Source organism: Stenotrophomonas sp. P2112 (genome assembly GCF_041897515.1).
Taxonomy (GTDB): domain Bacteria; phylum Pseudomonadota; class Gammaproteobacteria; order Xanthomonadales; family Xanthomonadaceae; genus Stenotrophomonas; species Stenotrophomonas sepilia.
The window spans coordinates 1,414,303-1,432,440 of record NZ_CP169216.1 but is presented as its reverse complement, the minus strand read 5'-3'; the positions used below and the strand labels follow the sequence as shown (position 1 = coordinate 1,432,440).

The window sequence follows — 18,138 nt, the reverse complement described above, 5'->3', positions numbered from 1 at the left end:
CGCTGGCATGGGCCGTGGCCGGGTTCCTGCTGTCCAGCCCGGCAATGGCCGCCGACACCACCACCTTCAATGTCACCCTGGTGGTCACCAAGGCCTGCACCATCACGGCGGCGGCCGCGACCAACGTGGATTTCGGCACCGCGGCATCAACCACCACCACGCCCACCCTGGGCCAGGGCACGGTAACCGCCCAGTGCTCGGCACTGACCCCGTACACGATCTCGCTGAATGCGGGCGCCAATGCCAGCACCGCCAATGACGTCACCACTCGGCGGATGAAGAACACCAATGCGGCGGTGACCGCCAACAACTACGTCGGCTACCAGCTCTACCAGGATGCCGCACATACCCTGGTCTGGGGCGCCACAACCGGCACCAACACCCAGGCCGGCATCGGCACCGGCCTGGCCGTGCCTTACATCGTCTACGGCCAGATCCTGAACCTGAGCACCAACAACCCGGCCGCCGGTAGCTACCTGGATACGGTTACCGCCACGATCACCTATTGATGGAGCACGCCCGCATGGCCGGATCCCGCCCGTGGCGCGCCACCGGCGTGGCGCTGCTCGCCCTGTACCTGCTCGCCATCGCGGCCGCCGGCGCTACCAGCCTGCAGGTGGCCCCGACCAGCCTGCAGCTGGAAGCCCGCCAGCGTGCCGGCGAATTGTGGCTGACCAACAGCGGCACCTCACCGGTGAAGCTGCAGGTACGCGTGTTCCGCTGGGTGCAGCAGGACGGCCAGGAACAGCTGCTGCCCACCGATGCGTTGATGGCCACTCCGCCGATGCAGGAACTGGCCGCCGGACAGCAGCAGCTGGTGCGGGTCATGCGTGCGGACAAGGAACCGCCAGCGGCACAGCAACATTACCGCCTGATCGTTGACGAGGTGCCCGACCTGGCCACCCGCGCGGGTGGCATGCAGTTCGTCCTGCGCTATTCGATCCCGGTGTTCGTGCAGCCCTCGGCCGGCACGCTGGCGCCGCAGCTGCAGGCCCGGCTGGTAAAGCTGGCGGACGGCCGCAACGGCGTCGAAGTAGCCAATTCGGGCAACAGTTACGCTCAGATCGCCGATCTCGCGCTGGGCAGCGCCACGCGCCCGCGCATCGTCCATCCCGGGCTGCTGGGCTACGTACTGCCCGGCCAGGTGATGCGCTGGCCGATCGAACGCACGGTGATCGACCGCGACAACGACCAGATCACGGCCAAGCTCAATGGCGAGTCGGAACAGACGCCACTGTCGCCCCCACCGGCTCGCTGAGGCCATGATGGGCGCGTTGCTGGCTGCCCTGGTTCCCGCGGCGACCGAGGCCGCCGATGTGTCCGGCGTGGCCACGGCTGCTGATGTATCCGGCGTGTCGGCCGATGCGATCCTGCCCGCCCCCACCCCACTGACCGCCAGCCAGACGCTGTACCTGGATGTGTCGCTCAACAGCACGCCGCGCGGCCTGCTGCCGTTCACCGAGAACCGTGGCCGGCTGCAGGCCAGCCCCGAAGTGCTGCGCCAGCTCGGCTTCAACGCCAGCGGCGATGCACCGGTCTACCTGGACCAGATCAGCGGTGCGGTGGTGCGCTACGACGCCCACATGCAGACCTTGGCGCTGGACGTGCCGCTGGACCAGCTGACGCTGCCCACCACCGTGCTCAGCCGCCCGCAGACGCGCGCCCCCACCGGCAGCGCCTCGCCCGGCGTGCTGCTCAACTACGACGTCTACGGCAGCCGGGTGGACACGCTCGGCACCCTCAGCCTGAGCTCGGAGCTGCGCGTGTTCGGTATCGGCAATGGCACTTTCGAGAACACCGCCATCAGCCGCCGCTACCAGCAACCCGGCGATCGTCATTGGCGCGGCTCCAGCGTGCGTCTGGACACACGCTGGAGCCTGGATTTCCCCGATAGCGCAACGACCCTGGAGGTCGGCGATTTCTACAGCGGGTTCGTCGACTGGACCCGCCCCGTGCGCCTGGGCGGCCTGCAGATCGGCCGCAACTATGGCCTGCAGCCCTACCGCGTGCTGACGCCCACGCCGAGCTTCCTCGGCCAGGCCGTGGTGCCCTCCACGGTCGAGCTGTATGTCGATGGCCTGCGCCAGTACAGCGGGCAGGTGCCGGTCGGTCCCTTCCAGCTCGCAGCACAGCCCGGCATCAGCGGCACCGGCACCGCGCAGGTGGTGGTGACCGACGCATTCGGACGCATGCAGACGCTGGACTTCAGCTTCTACGGCACCCAGCAGCTGCTGGCCAAGGGCCTGTCGGACTGGTCGGTCGGCGTCGGCCACCTGCGCCGGGATTTCGGCGAGCGCTCCTTCGCCTATGACGATCGCACGGTAGCCAGCGCCAGCTGGCGCGGCGGTGTCACCGACGCGTTCACCGGCGAGGCGCATGCCGAAGGCGGCGGCGGCCTGGCCCAGGGCGGCATTGGCGGCTGGTGGCTGCTCGGCGCCGCCGGCGTGTTCAATGCCGCCTATGCGCACAGTAACTACCACGGCCTGCAGGGTGGGCAATGGGCGCTGGGCTACAGCTGGAACAACCGTCGCTTCAACGTCAATCTGCGCAGCGTGCGCAGCCACGGCGACTACCGCGACCTGGGCGCGCTGCAGGGCAACCTGCCACCAAGCATCAGCGAGCAGGCCACGGTCGGCCTGGACCTGCTGCGGCTGGGCACGCTCAGCGCCAGCTATCTGCGCCTGCGCTACCCCGACGGCGACGACAACCGCTATGCCAGCCTGTTCTGGTCGCGCACCTGGAGCCAACGCTGGTCGGCCTACCTGTCGGTGAACCAGAACCTGGACCGCAGCGATGACCGCAGCATCTACCTGTCGATGACTGCCAGCCTGGGCAACAATCGCCAGGCCAGCCTCTCCAGCCAGCGCAACGGCGACAGCCAGAGCTGGGTGGCGGACGTGACCCAGCCGGTGCCCGGCGATGGCAGTGCCGGCGGCGTCGGCTGGCGCGCACAGCTGCGCCACGGCGAGGACGGCAACGGCGGCCTGGCCGAAGTTGGCATCCTCAACGATGTCGGCCGCTATTCATTCGGCGCCTCGCGCCAGGGCGGGCTCAACTATGCCTACGCCAGTGCCAGCGGCAGCCTGGTATGGATGGGCGGGCACGCCTTCGCCACGCGCGAGGTATCCGATGCGTTCGCGGTGATCAGCACCAATGGCGTCGGCGGCGTCCCGGTGCGGCTTGAGAACCGCCTGATCGGTGTCACCGATGATCGCGGCCTGCTGCTGGTCAGTCCGTTGCTGTCCTGGCAGCGCAACCGGGTCTCGATCGACACCCTGGACCTGCCCGAAGACATGCGTGCCGACCGCATCGAGGACTGGGTCACGCCGCGCCAGCGCGCCGGCACCCGCGTGACCTTCCAGCTGCGTTCGCGGTCGTCACTGAGCCTGACCCTGCTGGCGATGGACGGCCAGCCTCTGGAGGTGGGCAGCGAGGTGCAGCTGCCTGACGGTCGCCAGGCCACGGTCGGCTACGACGGCCTGCTCTACCTGGAAGATGTCGCCGCCGGAAGCGTGCTGTACGTCACCACCAGCCATGGCCCGTGCCGGGTGAAGGTACCGGACCTGCCCAAGGTGGTGGCGTCCGGTGCCCGCCCGGAGCCGGCACCGCAGCAGTGCATTCCGGAGGTGGCGCCATGAGGGTGCTGCTGCTCTTCCTGCTGCTGTGGGCCGGCCTGCTGGCAGCGGCGCCGGCCGGCGCCACCGCGGTCTGCACGGCGGTCGCCGATCCGACCCTGCCCTTCGGCAACATCAACAGCAATGCACCCGGCCCGAGCACGGCCAACCTCAACATCACGGTGACCTGCACCACTGCCGCGCTGAGCCTGCTGGCCACCACCGGCGTGCGCGTCTGCGTGGGCATCGGCGCAGGCAGTGGCGGCGGCAGCAGTTCCACGTTCCGCACGATGGCCACCTCTACCAGCGACACGATGAATTTCCAGCTGTACAACAACGCCAGCTTCGGCCAGGTCACTGGCCTGGTCCCGCGCGGCACGCCGCCAGCGCAGGAGCTGACCATGAGCTACAACGTACCGCTGCTGACCGGCGGTAGTGGTGCGCAGACTGTGCAGCTGTTCGGTCAGATTCCGGCCAACCAGGTCCTGGCCTCCGGCGCGTACAGCAGCACTTTCAGCGGTGCCAGCGTGGTGCTGACCTGGGCCTGGAACGAGGTGCTGGCCGGTAGCGCCACCGTCCCCGCCACATGCAACGGCGGCGCCACCGGTACCAACAGCGCGAGCGCGGCCTTCAGTTTCACCGCTACCGCCAACGTGCTGCCGCAATGCGGCAGCTACGTCACCACCAACATGAATTTCGGCAACGTCACCGGCGGCATCCCGGCCAACGTCGACCAGACCGCCACCCTCACCCTGACCTGCCTGAAGAACACCGCCTTCCAGGTCGGCCTGAACAACGGCCGGAACAATCCCGCCGCCACCACCACCCGGCGCATGGCCACCACCATCGGCAACAGCACCTACTACCTGCCCTACGAGCTGTACCGGGATCCGGCACGAAGCCAGCGTTGGGGCAACACCCTGACGGTCGACACGGCCAGCAGCACCGGCACCGGAAGCGCACAGCAGCTGACCATCTACGGCCGGGTACCGCCGGTCACCGGCCAGCCCCCGGCCGGCACCTACAACGACCTGGTGACGGTGACGATCAACTACTGACCTGCGTGCCGACCAACGGTCGGCCCCCACCGGAGCGAAGCCCGTGCCAAGCGCGGGCTCGGCGCTACAGTTGCGGGGCGTCCGGCCGATACCGCGCAGCGAGTCTTTAAGCACGGTGGGTGGCAGGTGGTTCGCGCATTTCTGATCGGGGCGATGCTGGTCGCCAGCACGCCGGCCCGCGCCGAACCGCGCAGCAGCACGCTGCAGATCCGGCTGACCGTGGTCGAATCCTGCAGCGACGATGCCGGCGCTCCCCGTTGCGCGGCGCCACACCAGCGCAGTGACGCCCCCAAGGTGCCGCCCCAGGTCCGCGACCTCGCACCACCGGCGACAGACGACAGCGCAATGCCTTCCGTGACCCTCATCTACTGATGCGCGCGCTGCTGATCCTGCTTGGACTGCTGCTGGCGCAGCCCTCGGCGGCGCTGGAGCTGTTGCCGACCACCCTGCAGCTACCCGCCGAAGGCGGCCGCGCGGAACTGTGGCTGCGCAATCCGGGGCCCGGCCGCTGGCAGGGGCAGGTGCAGGTGCTGGCCTGGGAGCAGCAACTGGACGCCGAACGACTGCAGCCCAGCGACCGGATCCGGGTCAGCCCTGCGCGGCTGGACCTGGCCCCTGGCAGCACCCAGCGCGTCTGGCTGCTGCCAGGCGGTCCGCCAGCATCGGTGGGTGAACAGGCCTATCGGATCGTGCTGGCGCCGGCCTTGCCGGGATTGCCCCGCTACTCGCTGCCGTTGTTCCGCAGCCCAGCGGCGCCAGCGCTGCATGCCCGGCTGCAGGCCCGCGTCGAGGCACTTGGGCCTCAGCCCATGCTGCGACTCAGCAATTCCAGTACGCTGCATGGCCGCCTGCACGATCTGCGATTCATAGCGGCCGACGGCCAATCGTCGCTGCTGGTGGCCGGGCTGGCCGGCTATATCCTCGCAGGCCATGAACGCCGCTGGCCCCTGCCTGCCCGCCCCGATGGCTATGTGGGCGGCCACTTCCGGGCCCGTCTGCAGGACGGCCGCGAGGTCGATCTGGCCGCATCTGACCCTGCAATTGCAGCGGACGCCCCAGCGGGCTATAATCGACCGGATTCCTGCCGCCTGCGTGCGCGGGAGCCCGTCCACACCGGACGTCACCGGTGAATCCACACCTGCTGCCCCCATCCGTGCCGGGGTGCTCCGCGAGGAGTTCGGCCACGGAGGCAACAGGGAAGCCCAACCCCGGAACCGATCGCGCTTCCACGCGTCCCGCATACCTATCCCGCGGGCGGAATCGCTGGTTCCATATCAGGAGTATTGCAATGCCCCAGGTCACCATGCGTCAGATGCTGGAAGCCGGCGTCCACTTCGGCCACCAGACCCGCTACTGGAACCCGAAGATGGCTCCGTACATCTTCGGCGCCCGCGGCAAGATCCACATCATCAACCTGGAAAAGACCGTCCCGCTGTTCAACGATGCGATGAACTTCATCTCGTCGGTTGCCCAGAAGCGCGGCACCGTCCTGTTCCTGGGCACCAAGCGCAGCGCCCGCGAAACCATCAAGGAAGAAGCCGAGCGTTGCGGCATGCCGTTCATGAACCAGCGTTGGCTGGGCGGCACCCTGACCAACTTCCGTACCGTCAAGCAGTCGGTTGCCCGCCTGAAGGAACTGGAAGCCGGTGAAACCGACGGCACCTTCGAGAAGCTGGTCAAGCACGAAGTGCTGGGCCTGCGTCGCGAGCGCGACAAGCTGGAAGCCTCGCTGGGCGGCATCAAGGACATGAACCGTCTGCCGGACGCCATCTTCGTGATCGACATCGGCCACGAAGACATCGCGATCAAGGAAGCCAAGAAGCTGGGCATTCCGGTCATCGCCGTGGTCGACACCAACTACAACCCGGAACTGGTGGACTACGCCATCCCGGGCAACGACGACGCCATCCGCGCTGTGCAGCTGTACGCCCGCGCCGCTGCCGACGCCGTGCTGGAAGGCAAGGCCGCTGCCCCGCACGCCGCTTCGGTGCGCGAGGAAGAGTTCGCTGAAGCCGCTGCTGAAGGCGAAGAGAAGCCGGCCCGCCGCGCTCCGGCCAAGAAGGCTGCCAAGAAGGGCGACGACGCCCAGGCCTGATCCAGGCCCCGGGTGGACGCCCGGCGTCCACCCTCCCTGCACGCAGCCCCTGGCGCGTGACAGGACCGTGTCACACGGGCCGGCCACCATGCCGGCCCAACCCCTTTCTTTCGTGAGGTAATCCCGTGGAAATCACTGCTTCCCTGGTCAAGGAACTGCGCGAGCGCACCGGCGCCGGCATGATGGAATGCAAGAAGGCGCTTACCGAAGCCAACGGCGACATCAACGCCGCTGCTGAAGCCATGCGCAAGTCCGGCGCTGCCAAGGCCGACAAGAAGGCTGACCGCGTGGCCGCCGAAGGCCGTCTGGGCCTGGCCCAGGACGGCGGCAAGGCCGTGCTGGTCGAAGTCAACTCGGAAACCGACTTCGTCGCCAACGATGACAACTTCAAGTCCTTCGTCAACGCCGTCGCTGCCGCTGCCCTGGCATCGGGCGCCACCGACGTCGAAGCCGTGAAGGCCGCCACGCTGGCCGACGGCCGCACCGTTGAAGAAGCCCGCGCCACCGCCGTGCAGACCCTGGGTGAGAACATCCAGATCCGCCGCATGGTCAAGGTCGACACCACCGGCAACATCGGTGCCTACGTCCACACCAACGGCAAGGTTGGCGTGCTGGTCGACCTGATCGGCGGCGACGTCGAGCTGGCCCGTGGCCTGGCGATGCACGTGGCCGCGCTGAAGCCGCCGCACAACAAGGCTGCGGACGTTCCGGCCGAGTTCGTCGAAAAGGAAAAGGAAATCGAGCTGGCCAAGATGACCGAGAAGGACAAGGCCAAGCCGGCCGACATCCTGGAAAAGATCATCAGCGGCAAGATCAACAAGATCGTCAGCGACGTGACCCTGTACGGCCAGACCTACGTGCTGGGCGACACCACCGTCGAGCAGGTGGTCAAGGCCGCTGGCGCGGACGTGGCAGGCTTCAAGCTGCTGATCGTCGGCGAAGGCATCGAAAAGGTGGTGGAAGACTACGCCGCCGAAGTTGCCAAGGCGATGCAGGTCTGATTCCAGCCCTTCGGCTGTGAAACGACCAGAAGGAGCCGCGGGAAACCGCGGCTCTTTTTTTATGCATGGGCCTAGGGATTAACCCATGGCCCATCGGTGGGTGCGCACCGTTGGTGCGCACAACCGGCACCTTTGCGTTGCGCTCGAATCAAGCCGATACTCAGTCGCAGGGAATCCTCAGTCACTTAGCAGGAACGAAAATCGCGGACTGTGATGCATTCCTAGGTATTCTTGCCCCAATGGAATTGAACGACCCGACATGCCTCCCGAGCTGACAGCTGCCCTGGCGCTCTGCCGCAACCTGCCTTCGCCACCCGGTATTGCCCTGCGCATCATCGAACTGGCTCAGGACCCGGAAGCGGACATCGCCACCGCCGCCGACATCATCGCCATCGACATGGCGCTGAGCGCTCGCATGCTGCGCATCGCCAATTCGCCGCTGTATGCCAGCCGCCGCCGCATCGAGAACCTCGGCCAGGCGCTGACCATGCTGGGCCTGAACGCCACGATCAGCCTCGCCCTCGGCTTCACCGTCACCCAGGGCCTGACCGGCGGTGGCGCCGATCATGACCTGCGCCAGCGCGCGTGGAAGCGCAGCATCCTCAGTGCCCTGGCGGCCAGCCAGCTGGGCCAGGCGCGCGGCCTGCGCCGGCTGGAGGAGCTGATGCTGGCCGGACTGCTGCAGGACCTGGGCGTGCTGTGCCTGACCCAGGCCGAGTCGGAGCGCTACCTGCCGCTGCTGCGCGAAGCACGCGACAACATCGACCTGGTTTCCCTCGAGCGCGAGGCGCTGGGCTGCAGCCACGCCGACGTCGGCGCCTGGGTGGCCGAGCAATGGGGCCTGCCCCGCTACCTGGTGGAGAGCATCAGCCACAGCGAGGACGAGGACGCCGCCGAATCGCCATTCCAGGCCTGCGTGCAACTGTCCGGCGCAGTGGCCGACATCTGGCTGGATAGCGACGCCGATGCCGCGCGCGAGCGCGCCCTGCAGCAGGTGCACGACCGCCTGGAGCTGGACAGCGCGCGCTTCGACCAGGTGCTGGCCCGCATCAGCGAGGCCCTGCCCGACATCGCCAGCCTGTTCGATGCCGGCCTCAATTCTCCGGCGCGGGTGCGCGAGCTGATCGATCATGCGCAGGAACTGGCCACGCTGCGCAACCTGCGCGAACTGCAGGATGCCGACCAGGCACGCCGCCGTGCCGACGAATTCGAGGCGCGCGCCAAGCGCCTGGCCGACCAGGCCCATCGTGATGCATTGACAGGCGTGCTCAACCGCCGCCAGCTGGAAGCGGTGCTGGAGCAGGAATTCCTGCGTGCCGGCCGCCAGGGCTGGCCACTGTCGGTGGCCTTCATCGACCTGGACGACTTCAAGAAGATCAACGACGCCCACGGCCACCTGACCGGCGACGAGGTGCTGCGCGCCTTCGCCGGCAAGCTGCAGGGCCAGTTGCGCAACAGCGACACCGTGGCCCGCTTCGGCGGCGAGGAGTTCGTCGCGCTGCTGCCCAACACCAGCGAAAGCGTGGCCCTGGACGTGATCCGCCGGGTGCTGGCCAACATCGTCGCCACGCCGATGGCCGAGCTGGAGGGTGGTCCGCTGTTCGTCACCTTCTCCGCCGGCGTGGCCACCCAGGGCGGCTACGAGCGCTTCGCCGACGTCCAGGACCTGCTGCGCGCCGCCGACGATGTGCTGTACCGCTCCAAGAACCTGGGCCGCAACCGGGTGATCGCCCGCTCGCCGGGGGCGCTGGGCCATGACGAGCTGTCGGCCACAGCCAGCGCCGAACTGGGCTGAACGGGGCGCCCCGGCAGACCGGGCGAACCACCAGATTCTGCGCCGCAGTGCACAAAACACTTTGGCACAACGCCGCATGCGCGTAGAATCGCCCGCGATTTCCACGCACCCGAGGTCCCCATGTCCAAGCTCGCCTATCGCCGCATCCTTCTGAAACTCTCCGGGGAGGCGCTGATGGGAGACGAGGACTACGGCATCGACCCCAAGATCATCAATCGCCTCGCCCGTGAGGTCATCGAAGCCCAGCAGGCCGGTGCCGAAGTGGCGCTGGTGATCGGAGGTGGCAACATCTTCCGCGGCGCCGGCCTGGCCGCCGGCGGCATGGACCGCGTAACCGGCGACCAGATGGGCATGCTGGCCACCGTCATCAACGCCCTGGCCATGCAGGACGCCCTCGAGAAGCTGGGTGCCAAGGCCCGGGTGATGAGCGCGATCAAGATCAACGACGTGTGCGAGGACTACATCCGCCGCCGCGCCATCCGCCACCTGGAAAAGGGCCGCCTGGTGATCTTCGCTGCCGGCGTCGGCAGCCCGTTCTTCACCACCGACTCCGGCGCCGCACTGCGCGCGATCGAGATCGGCGCCGACCTGCTGCTGAAGGCCACCAAGGTCGATGGCGTGTACGACAAGGACCCGAACAAGCACAGCGATGCGGTCCGCTTCGACAGCCTGAGCTACGACGAAGTGATCCGCCGCGGCCTGGAAGTGATGGACACAGCGGCCTTCGCTCTGGCCCGCGACAGCGACCTGCCGATGCGCGTGTTCGACATGGGCCAGCCGGGCGAACTGCTGAAGATCCTCAACGGCGCGAACATCGGCACCCTGGTCCAGGGCCGCGACCCGGCCTGAGCCTGAGCGCAAAGCGACGACCGGGCCGATTCAGGCCCGGCAGCGTCCCGTATTCGCCTATAATCGCCCGATTCCAGATACATCCAGGACCGGGCGATGCTCAACGACATCAAGAACAACGCGCAGACGCGCATGGCCAAGAGCATTGACGCTCTGAAGCACACCCTCACCTCCATCCGGACCGGCCGTGCCACCCCGGCCCTGCTGGACCGCGTGACGGTCAGCGCCTATGGCAACGCCAGCACCCCGCTGAACCAGGTCGCGTCGATCTCCAACGCCGACGCCCACTCGCTGCTGGTCACCCCGTTCGACAAAGGCATGATCAAGGAGATCGAAAAGGGTCTCTACAACGCCGAGTTCACTCCGAACACGCTGGGCACCGCGATCCGCATCAACATGCCGCCGCCGACCGAAGAGCGCCGCAAGGAGCTGGTCAAGCAGGTGCAGAAGGAAGGGGAAGGCGCCAAGATCGCGATCCGCAACATCCGTCAGGACGCGAACAAGGAAATCGCCAAGCTGGTCAAGGACAAAGCGATCAGCGAAGACGAGAAGAAGCGCGGCGAAGACGACATCCAGAAGCTGACCGACGCCAACATCAAGGACGTCGACAAGGTCGTTGCCGACAAGGAAAAAGAACTGCTGTCGGTCTGAAGTCGATGCCTTCAGTCCCGCCTCCGTTGCCTGCCTCCCTGCCCCGCCACATTGCCATCATCATGGATGGCAATGGGCGTTGGGCACAGCAGCGCCGTCGCCCCCGGGTGATCGGCCACCGTGCCGGCGCGCGCGCGGTCAACCGCACCATCGAGCGCTGCCTTGAACTGGGCATTCCGGCGCTGACCCTGTTCGCCTTCTCCAGCGAGAACTGGGGCCGGCCGCAGGAGGAAGTGGACGCGCTGATGAAGCTGTTCCTCGGTGCACTCGACCGCGAAGTGGACGAGCTGCACCGGCGTGGCGTGCGCGTGCGCTTCATCGGCGAACGCGAGCGCTTCGGCGCCGGGCTGGTCAGCCGCATGCAGCTGGCCGAGCAGCGCACCGCCGACAACACCACCCTGACCCTGTCGATCGCTGCCAGCTACGGTGGCCGCCAGGACATCGCCCGCGCCGCGCGCGCCCTGGCCGTCGAAGTGGCGGCCGGTCGCCTGCTGCCCGAGCAGATCGACGAAGCGCTGCTGGGCAGCCAGGTGGCCCTGGCCGACCTGCCGCCGCCGGACCTGTTCATCCGCACCGGCGGCGACACCCGCATCAGCAACTTCCTGCTGTGGCAGCTCGCCTATACCGAACTGTGGTTCACCGAGGCCCTGTGGCCGGACTTCGACGCCGGGCAGCTGCAGCAGGCGCTCGACGCCTATGCCGGTCGCGAGCGTCGTTTCGGCCTGACCAGCGCCCAGATTGCCGCACTGGCCACCGAGACTTCCAGCCCATGACCAAGACCCGAGTCCTTGCCGCGCTGATCATGGCGCCGCTAGCCATTGCGGCGATCCTGCTGCTGCCCACGCAATGGCTGGCCGCCGCCGCCGCCGCCGTGCTGCTGATCGGCCTGTGGGAATGGCTGAAGCTGGCCGGTATCGAAGACACCCTGGCGCGCACCGTGCTGCTGGTGCTGAACCTGCTGCTGATGGTGCTGCTGGTCTGGGCCGATGGCAGCACCCTGGTCCTGTTCCAGATAACCACGCTGGCCGGCGTTGCCTGGTGGCTGGCCGCGCTGCTCTGGTTGCGCTTCTTCAACTTCGGTGCACAGCCGTCGGCACCCTCGCGGATCCTGAAGATGCTGGCCGGTACCCTGGCCATCGTCCCGGCCTGGGCCGCGCTGGTGCTGATCCATGCCGGCGGCGATCCGCCGGGCCAGCAGGGCCACCTGTGGCTGCTGGCTGCTCTGGCGCTGGTGTGGGCGGCCGACTCGGGCGCCTATTTCGCTGGCCGCCATTTCGGCAAGCACAAGCTGGCGCCGCGGATCAGCCCCAACAAGACCTGGGAAGGCCTGTTCGGCGGCCTGCTGGCCGGTGTCGCCGTGGCCCTCGGCCTGGGCTGGCTGGCTGGCATCGATGCCGCACACCTGCCCGGCCTGTTGATCACCGCGGTGGTGGCGGTGTTCGCCTCGGTCCTGGGCGACCTGTTCGAGAGCCTGATCAAGCGCCATGCCGGCGCCAAGGACTCAGGCCACCTGATCCCGGGCCACGGTGGCGTGCTCGACCGGGTCGACGGCGTCCTCGCCGCCGTGCCGGTGTTCGCGCTGGGCAAGGAAATCTTCGGGTTCTGACCATGAATGCTGCTGCAGACCTGCGCCGGGTCGCCGTGTTCGGCGCTACCGGCTCGATCGGCGCCTCCACGCTGGACGTGATCGCCCGCCACCCGCACCGCTACCAGGCCACGGTGCTCGCTGCCGGCCGCCAGGTGCAGGCGCTGCTGGCGCTGTGCCGCCAGCACAGACCCGCGCACGCGGTGATCGCCGACGCATCGCTGTTCGCCGAACTGCGTGACGGCCTGCGCGAGGCCGGCCTTGCCACCGAGGCCCATGCCGGCCAGGCCGCGCTGGACCAGCTGGCCGCCAGCGATGCCTGCGATACCGTGGTCGCGGCCATCGTCGGCGCGGCCGGCCTGTCCTCGACCCTGGCTGCCGCGGCCGCCGGCAAGCGCATCCTGCTGGCCAACAAGGAATCGCTGGTGCTGGCCGGCGAACTGCTGACCCGGACGGCCGAACGTGCCGGTGCCGAAATCATCCCGATCGACAGCGAGCACAGCGCGATCTTCCAGTGCCTGCGCTCGCGCGATGCCAGTGTCGACGGCGCCGGCGTGCGCCGGATCCTGCTGACCGCCTCCGGCGGCCCGTTCCGTGGCCGCAGCCGCGCCGAACTGGCCCAGGTCACCCCGGCCCAGGCCGTTGCCCACCCCAAGTGGTCGATGGGGCCGAAGATCTCGGTCGATTCGGCGACATTGATGAACAAGGGCCTGGAAGTCATCGAGGCCCACCACCTGTTCGGCGTGCCCGGCGAGCGCATCGAGGTGCTGGTGCACCCGCAGAGCCTGGTCCATTCGCTGGTCGAGTTCGTCGATGGCTCGACCCTGGCCCAGATGGGCCTGCCGGACATGCGCACCACTCTCGCCGTCGGCCTGGGCTGGCCGCAGCGCATCGAATCGGGCGTGGCCGGGCTGGACCTGCTGGTCCAGGGCCGCCTGGATTTCGAGGCCCCGGATACTGACGCCTTCCCCTGCCTGGCGCTGGCCTGGCAGGCCATGCAGGCCGGCGGCACCGCACCGGCGGTGCTGAACGCCGCCAATGAAGAGGCGGTTTCAGCGTTTCTTCAGGGCCGGATCGGTTTCCTGACGATCCCGGAGCTGGTTGCTAACGCTCTTTCAACACTGCCGACCCAGCCAGCCGATACACTGGAGATCCTGTTGTCCGCCGACCAGCGGGCACGCCAGCTCACCCTGAACGCCATCGACGCCGCCTGAACGACCGCCTCGCCCAGCATGACGCCGCCGCCCCTGCCCACCACTGTGAGCCTGCATGACTGACTTCATCGGATCGGTCTGGTGGATGATCGTCAGCCTCGGGCTGCTGGTCACCTTCCACGAGTTCGGGCATTACTGGGTCGGGCGCCTGTGCGGGGTCAAGATCCTGCGTTTCTCGGTCGGCTTCGGCCGGCCGCTGTGGTCGCGCCGCGACAGGCACGGCACCGAGTTCGCCATCGCCGCCATCCCGCTGGGCGGTTACGTGAAGTTCCTCGACGAACGCGAGGTCGAAGTCCACCCGCACGAGCGCGGCCAGGCCTTCAACCACAAAACCGTCTGGCAGCGCATCGCGATCGTTGCCGCCGGCCCGATCGCCAATCTGCTGCTGTGCATCCTGCTGCTGTGGGCGATGTTCGTGATTGGCAAGCAGGATTACTCGCCCACCATCGGCCGTGTCAGCGGCATCGCCGCCAGTGCCGGCCTGGCCAGCGGCGACCGCGTGCTGCGCGTGGACGACCGCCAGGTGGTCACCCTCGGCGAGGCCAGCATGGCGCTGACCGCAGCCGCGATGGACCGCCGCGACGTGAAGCTGGAAGTGCTGGATACGGCCGACCAGGTACGCACGCGCACCCTGCCGCTGTCGCAGCTGCCGGCGGGTTTCGATGAGCGGCGGGTGCCGATCCTGGCTGGCCTGCACTGGCAGTCGTGGCTGCAGCCGGCGCAAGTGGAGTCGCTGACTGCGGACTCCGTGGTGGCAGGGCAACTGCAGCCAGGCGACCTGATCGTGGCCATCGATGGCCAGCGCATCGACAGCGTCGACCAGGTGATCGGCGAGATCCAGGCCCTGGGCCGTGCCGGCGGGCCCGGAATGATCGAGGTCCTGCGTGGCGGCGAGCGCCTGGCGCTGGAAGTCACCCCGCGCCAGGGCAAGGACGGCAAGGGCAATCCGGTCTGGCAGATCGGCGTCGGCTTCCCCACCAGCTACAGCCCCGCCTACGACACCCTGCTGCGCTATGGCCCGCTGGATGCGGTGACCGTGGCGGTGCGCGAGACCGGCCGCCTGGCCGCCGACTCGCTGGGCATGATGGGTCGCATCGTGACCGGCAAGGCCTCGCTGCAGAACGTTTCCGGGCCGGTCACCATCGCCCGCGTGGCCAATGTCTCGGCCAAGCGCGGCCTCGACTGGTTCCTGCAGTTCCTTGCCCTGCTGTCGCTCAGCCTGTGCATCATCAACCTGCTGCCGATCCCGATCTTGGACGGCGGCCACCTGCTGTATTACCTTATCGAGTTGGTCAAGGGCAGCCCGCTGAGCGAGCGTGCCATCGCCGCCGGCCAATACATCGGCCTGGCGTTGCTGGCCGGGCTGATGGGGTTGGCGTTCTACAACGACATCCTCGGCCTGGTCCCGCGATGAACTTTTCCACGTTGTTGCCGTCTACAGCGTCGGCATCCCGCACCAATGAAATCGACCTTCCTACCGGACGTGACATGACGCGACTCCCCAATCGCCGCCTGCTGGCCCTCGCCCTCGCCGCCGTCACCGGCGCTCCCGCCCTGGCCCAGGCAGCCGAGCCCTTCACTGTCAGCGACATCCGCGTCGATGGCCTGCAGCGCATCAGCTCGGGCACGGTGTTCACCTACCTGCCGGTGGAACGCGGCGAGACGATCACCGACAACAAGGTCGGCGAGACGATCCGCGCCCTGTACAAGACCGGCTTCTTCGAAGACGTGCAGCTGGACCGCCAGGGCACGATCCTGGTGGTGACCGTCAAGGAACGCCCGGCGATCAACAAGCTGACCGTGACCGGCAACAAGGACATCAAGTCCGACCAGCTGCTCAAGGGCCTGTCCGACATCGGCCTGACCGAGGGCGGCACCTTCGATCGCCTGAGCCTGGACCGCGTGACCCAGGAACTGCGCCGCCAGTACAACGACCGTGGCAAGTACAACGTCGACATCACCCCGACGGTGAGCCCGCTGGACCGCAACCGCGTGGACATCGCCATCGCCATCAAGGAAGGCAAGGCCGCCAAGATCCGCCACGTCAACCTGGTGGGCACCGAGAAGTTCGAGAGCAAGGACATCCTGGAGACCTGGGAGTCCAAGGAGCACAACTGGGCGTCGTGGTACCGCCGTGACGACCAGTACTCCAAGGAAAAGCTGTCCGGTGACCTGGAAAAGCTCAACTCCTGGTACCTGGATCGCGGCTACGTCGATTTCAGCATCGATTCCACCCAGGTCTCGATCAGCCCCGACAAGCGCGACATGTTCCTGACCGCGGGCGTGACCGAGGGTGCGCAGTACAAGATCTCCGAGATCAAGGTCAGCGGCGACACCATCCTCCCGCAGGAGGACGTCGAGCGCATGGTGATCCAGAAGTCCGGCGACACGTTCTCGCGTGCCCTGCTGGAATTCAGCTCGGACACCATCACCAATTCGCTGTCCAACATCGGCTACGCGTTCGCCAAGGTGAACCCGATCCCGACCACCAACCGCGCCGAGCAGACCGTGGCCATCAACATGCAGGTCGTGCCCGGCCCGCGCGTGTCGGTGCGCCGCATCCTGTTCCGCGGCAACACCCGCACGTCCGATGAAGTGATGCGTCGCGAAATGCGCCAGTTCGAGAACAGCTGGTACTCGCAGGCCGCGATCGACCGCTCCAAGATCCGCCTGCAGCGCCTGGGCTACTTCGAATCGGTGGAAGTGGAGACCCCGGCCGTCAGCGGCAGCAACGACCAGGTCGACGTCGTCTACAACGTCAAGGAAACCACCTCGGGCAGCTTCGTGTTCGGCCTGGGTTACTCGCAGTCCTACGGCATGACCACCTCGGTGCAGCTGTCGCAGAACAACTTCCTCGGTGGCGGCAACCGCGTGTCGGTCGAAGCCTCGCGCAGCAGCTACCTGCAGCGCTACGGTTTCAGCTACACCAACCCGTACTTCACCGATGACGGCGTGTCGCTGGGCTACAACCTGTCCTGGCGCGAACTGGATTACTCCGACTTCAACACCGCGCAGTACAACAGCACCAACGGTGCCGCGCAGGTGGTGTTCGGCGTGCCGCTGACCGAGACCGACACCGTCTCGCTGATGTTCGGCATCGACAGCAACCAGATCACCACCTACGAAGGCTCGACCCCGCAGTCGATCATCGACTACATCAACGCCGTCGGTAAGCGCACCTTCCATGCCTGGCGCACCGAGCTGGGCTGGGCGCGCGACTCGCGCAACGACTACTTCATGCCGACCCGCGGTACCTACCAGCGCGTGGGCCTGGAAACCACGCTGCCGGGTTCGACCATCGAGTACTACAAGCTGAACTACCAGATCAGCAAGTACTGGCCGATCATGCCGTCGCTGGTGATCAACACCCGCGCCGAAATCGGCTACGGTGATGCCTACGGCAAGGACTACACCCGTACGCTGACCAATCCGGATGGCACCACCCGCACCGTCACCGCCAGCGGCCTGCCGTTCTTCGAGAACTTCTACGCCGGTGGTACCAACTCGGTACGCGGCTTCGAGGACAACACCCTCGGCCCGCGCGAAGTTACCCGCGGCTACCCAGAAGGCCAGCCGCTGGGTGGCTCGCTGAAGACCGTCGGTTCGGTGGAAGCCTACTTCCCGCGCCTGTTCGACAGCCCGTCGGCGCGCGTGTCGGCCTTCGTCGACTTCGGCAACGTGTATACCGGCGTGGACAACTTCAAGGCCAACGAGCTGCGCGTATCCACCGGTGTGGCCCTGCTGTGGCGCGCCCCGGTCGGCCCGATCTCGATCAGCTACGCCTTCCCGCTGAAGAAGGAAGACGATGACAAGATCGAACGCCTGCAATTCACGTTCGGTGGGCAGTTCTGACGAACCGCGAGGCGGTTCGCCAGAACTGCCCCCGCATTCCACCTATCCCCCGCGCCGCTACGCATGCCATCCATGGCATGCGCCCTTCGGGCCGTTGCATAGCAACGTTGGGAATCGCTCCTGCGATTCCCAGGGGCGCGCCCCCCCCTTAACAAAGGGGGCTCTCCACCAGACGGGGTGCGAAGCGCCGGGCTCTGCCCGGCGTTTTCGTTTGGCCTGGATGCCGGAAGCGCCCGCTCTGCTTTTGATCTTTTCTGTTTTTCCGTGGCTGGCACTCGCGCCAGGCCGTCGGAGGTCGGACGGGGTGGGGCTGCGGGGGTGTGAGCCGCATGGATGCGGCGACCAAGGCTACATGGACGTACTTGCGCCGCCCCCCGCAGCCCCGCCCCGTCCGACCCAGCCCATGACACTGGCTCTGCCGGCC

Annotated in this window: 16 protein-coding genes; all 16 read left to right on the top strand. The window is 67.4% G+C overall.

What is annotated here, in order from left to right:
- Positions 1-44 precede the first annotated feature (44 nt).
- The gene (locus ACEPA4_RS06650) at positions 45-509 is read left to right on the top strand and encodes a spore coat U domain-containing protein (RefSeq protein WP_372486457.1); all 465 of its coding nucleotides are present in this window, start codon (positions 45-47) and stop codon (positions 507-509) included.
- Positions 509-1,258: a molecular chaperone gene (locus ACEPA4_RS06645; protein WP_005415861.1), complete on the top strand. Its 750-nt coding sequence runs from the start codon at positions 509-511 to the stop codon at positions 1,256-1,258. Before ACEPA4_RS06650 ends, ACEPA4_RS06645 begins: the two co-directional genes overlap by 1 nt.
- Before the next feature lie 7 nt (positions 1,259-1,265).
- The gene (locus tag ACEPA4_RS06640; protein ID WP_262090886.1) at positions 1,266-3,638 is read left to right on the top strand and encodes a fimbria/pilus outer membrane usher protein; all 2,373 of its coding nucleotides are present in this window, start codon (positions 1,266-1,268) and stop codon (positions 3,636-3,638) included.
- Entirely contained in the window at positions 3,635-4,672 is a 1,038-nt protein-coding gene (locus ACEPA4_RS06635; RefSeq protein WP_262090885.1) for a spore coat U domain-containing protein, read from the top strand. The genes ACEPA4_RS06640 and ACEPA4_RS06635 overlap by 4 nt, the downstream gene beginning before the upstream one ends.
- A 153-nt stretch (positions 4,673-4,825) precedes the next feature.
- Positions 4,826-5,044, top strand: a complete 219-nt coding sequence (locus ACEPA4_RS06630; RefSeq protein WP_061480195.1) for a hypothetical protein — start codon at positions 4,826-4,828, stop codon at positions 5,042-5,044.
- The gene (locus ACEPA4_RS06625; protein WP_231109106.1) at positions 5,044-5,802 is read left to right on the top strand and encodes a molecular chaperone; all 759 of its coding nucleotides are present in this window, start codon (positions 5,044-5,046) and stop codon (positions 5,800-5,802) included. Before ACEPA4_RS06630 ends, ACEPA4_RS06625 begins: the two co-directional genes overlap by 1 nt.
- 158 nt (positions 5,803-5,960) lie before the next feature.
- Positions 5,961-6,767: a 30S ribosomal protein S2 gene (gene rpsB / locus ACEPA4_RS06620; protein ID WP_005408748.1), complete on the top strand. Its 807-nt coding sequence runs from the start codon at positions 5,961-5,963 to the stop codon at positions 6,765-6,767.
- 125 nt (positions 6,768-6,892) lie between these two features.
- Positions 6,893-7,768 carry a translation elongation factor Ts gene (tsf, locus tag ACEPA4_RS06615; RefSeq protein WP_005415856.1) on the top strand — a complete coding sequence of 292 codons (876 nt, stop codon included), beginning with the start codon at positions 6,893-6,895 and terminating at the stop codon, positions 7,766-7,768.
- A 259-nt stretch (positions 7,769-8,027) separates the two neighbouring features.
- Positions 8,028-9,563 (top strand): GGDEF domain-containing protein, encoded by a 1,536-nt coding sequence (locus tag ACEPA4_RS06610; protein WP_065186369.1) that lies wholly within the window; start codon positions 8,028-8,030, stop codon positions 9,561-9,563.
- A gap of 120 nt (positions 9,564-9,683) precedes the next feature.
- Positions 9,684-10,412: a UMP kinase gene (pyrH, locus tag ACEPA4_RS06605; RefSeq protein WP_005415854.1), complete on the top strand. Its 729-nt coding sequence runs from the start codon at positions 9,684-9,686 to the stop codon at positions 10,410-10,412.
- Positions 10,413-10,508: 96 nt separating this feature from the next.
- On the top strand, positions 10,509-11,063 hold the full coding sequence (gene frr, locus ACEPA4_RS06600; protein ID WP_005415853.1) for a ribosome recycling factor: 555 nt from the start codon (positions 10,509-10,511) through the stop codon (positions 11,061-11,063).
- A 5-nt stretch (positions 11,064-11,068) separates the two neighbouring features.
- Entirely contained in the window at positions 11,069-11,836 is a 768-nt protein-coding gene (gene uppS, locus ACEPA4_RS06595; RefSeq protein WP_032954050.1) for a polyprenyl diphosphate synthase, read from the top strand.
- Positions 11,833-12,669, top strand: coding sequence for a phosphatidate cytidylyltransferase (locus ACEPA4_RS06590; RefSeq protein ID WP_005415851.1), 837 nt, complete (start codon positions 11,833-11,835; stop codon positions 12,667-12,669). The genes uppS and ACEPA4_RS06590 overlap by 4 nt, the downstream gene beginning before the upstream one ends.
- 2 nt (positions 12,670-12,671) lie before the next feature.
- Complete coding sequence (locus ACEPA4_RS06585) at positions 12,672-13,862, top strand: 1-deoxy-D-xylulose-5-phosphate reductoisomerase (RefSeq protein ID WP_164229798.1); 1,191 nt, start codon at positions 12,672-12,674, stop codon at positions 13,860-13,862.
- Positions 13,863-13,917: 55 nt separating this feature from the next.
- A complete protein-coding gene (gene rseP / locus ACEPA4_RS06580; RefSeq protein ID WP_061480177.1) occupies positions 13,918-15,276 on the top strand; it encodes an RIP metalloprotease RseP in 1,359 nt (452 codons plus the stop codon).
- A 74-nt stretch (positions 15,277-15,350) separates the two neighbouring features.
- On the top strand, positions 15,351-17,714 hold the full coding sequence (gene bamA, locus ACEPA4_RS06575; RefSeq protein WP_065177435.1) for an outer membrane protein assembly factor BamA: 2,364 nt from the start codon (positions 15,351-15,353) through the stop codon (positions 17,712-17,714).
- Positions 17,715-18,138: the final 424 nt, after the last annotated feature.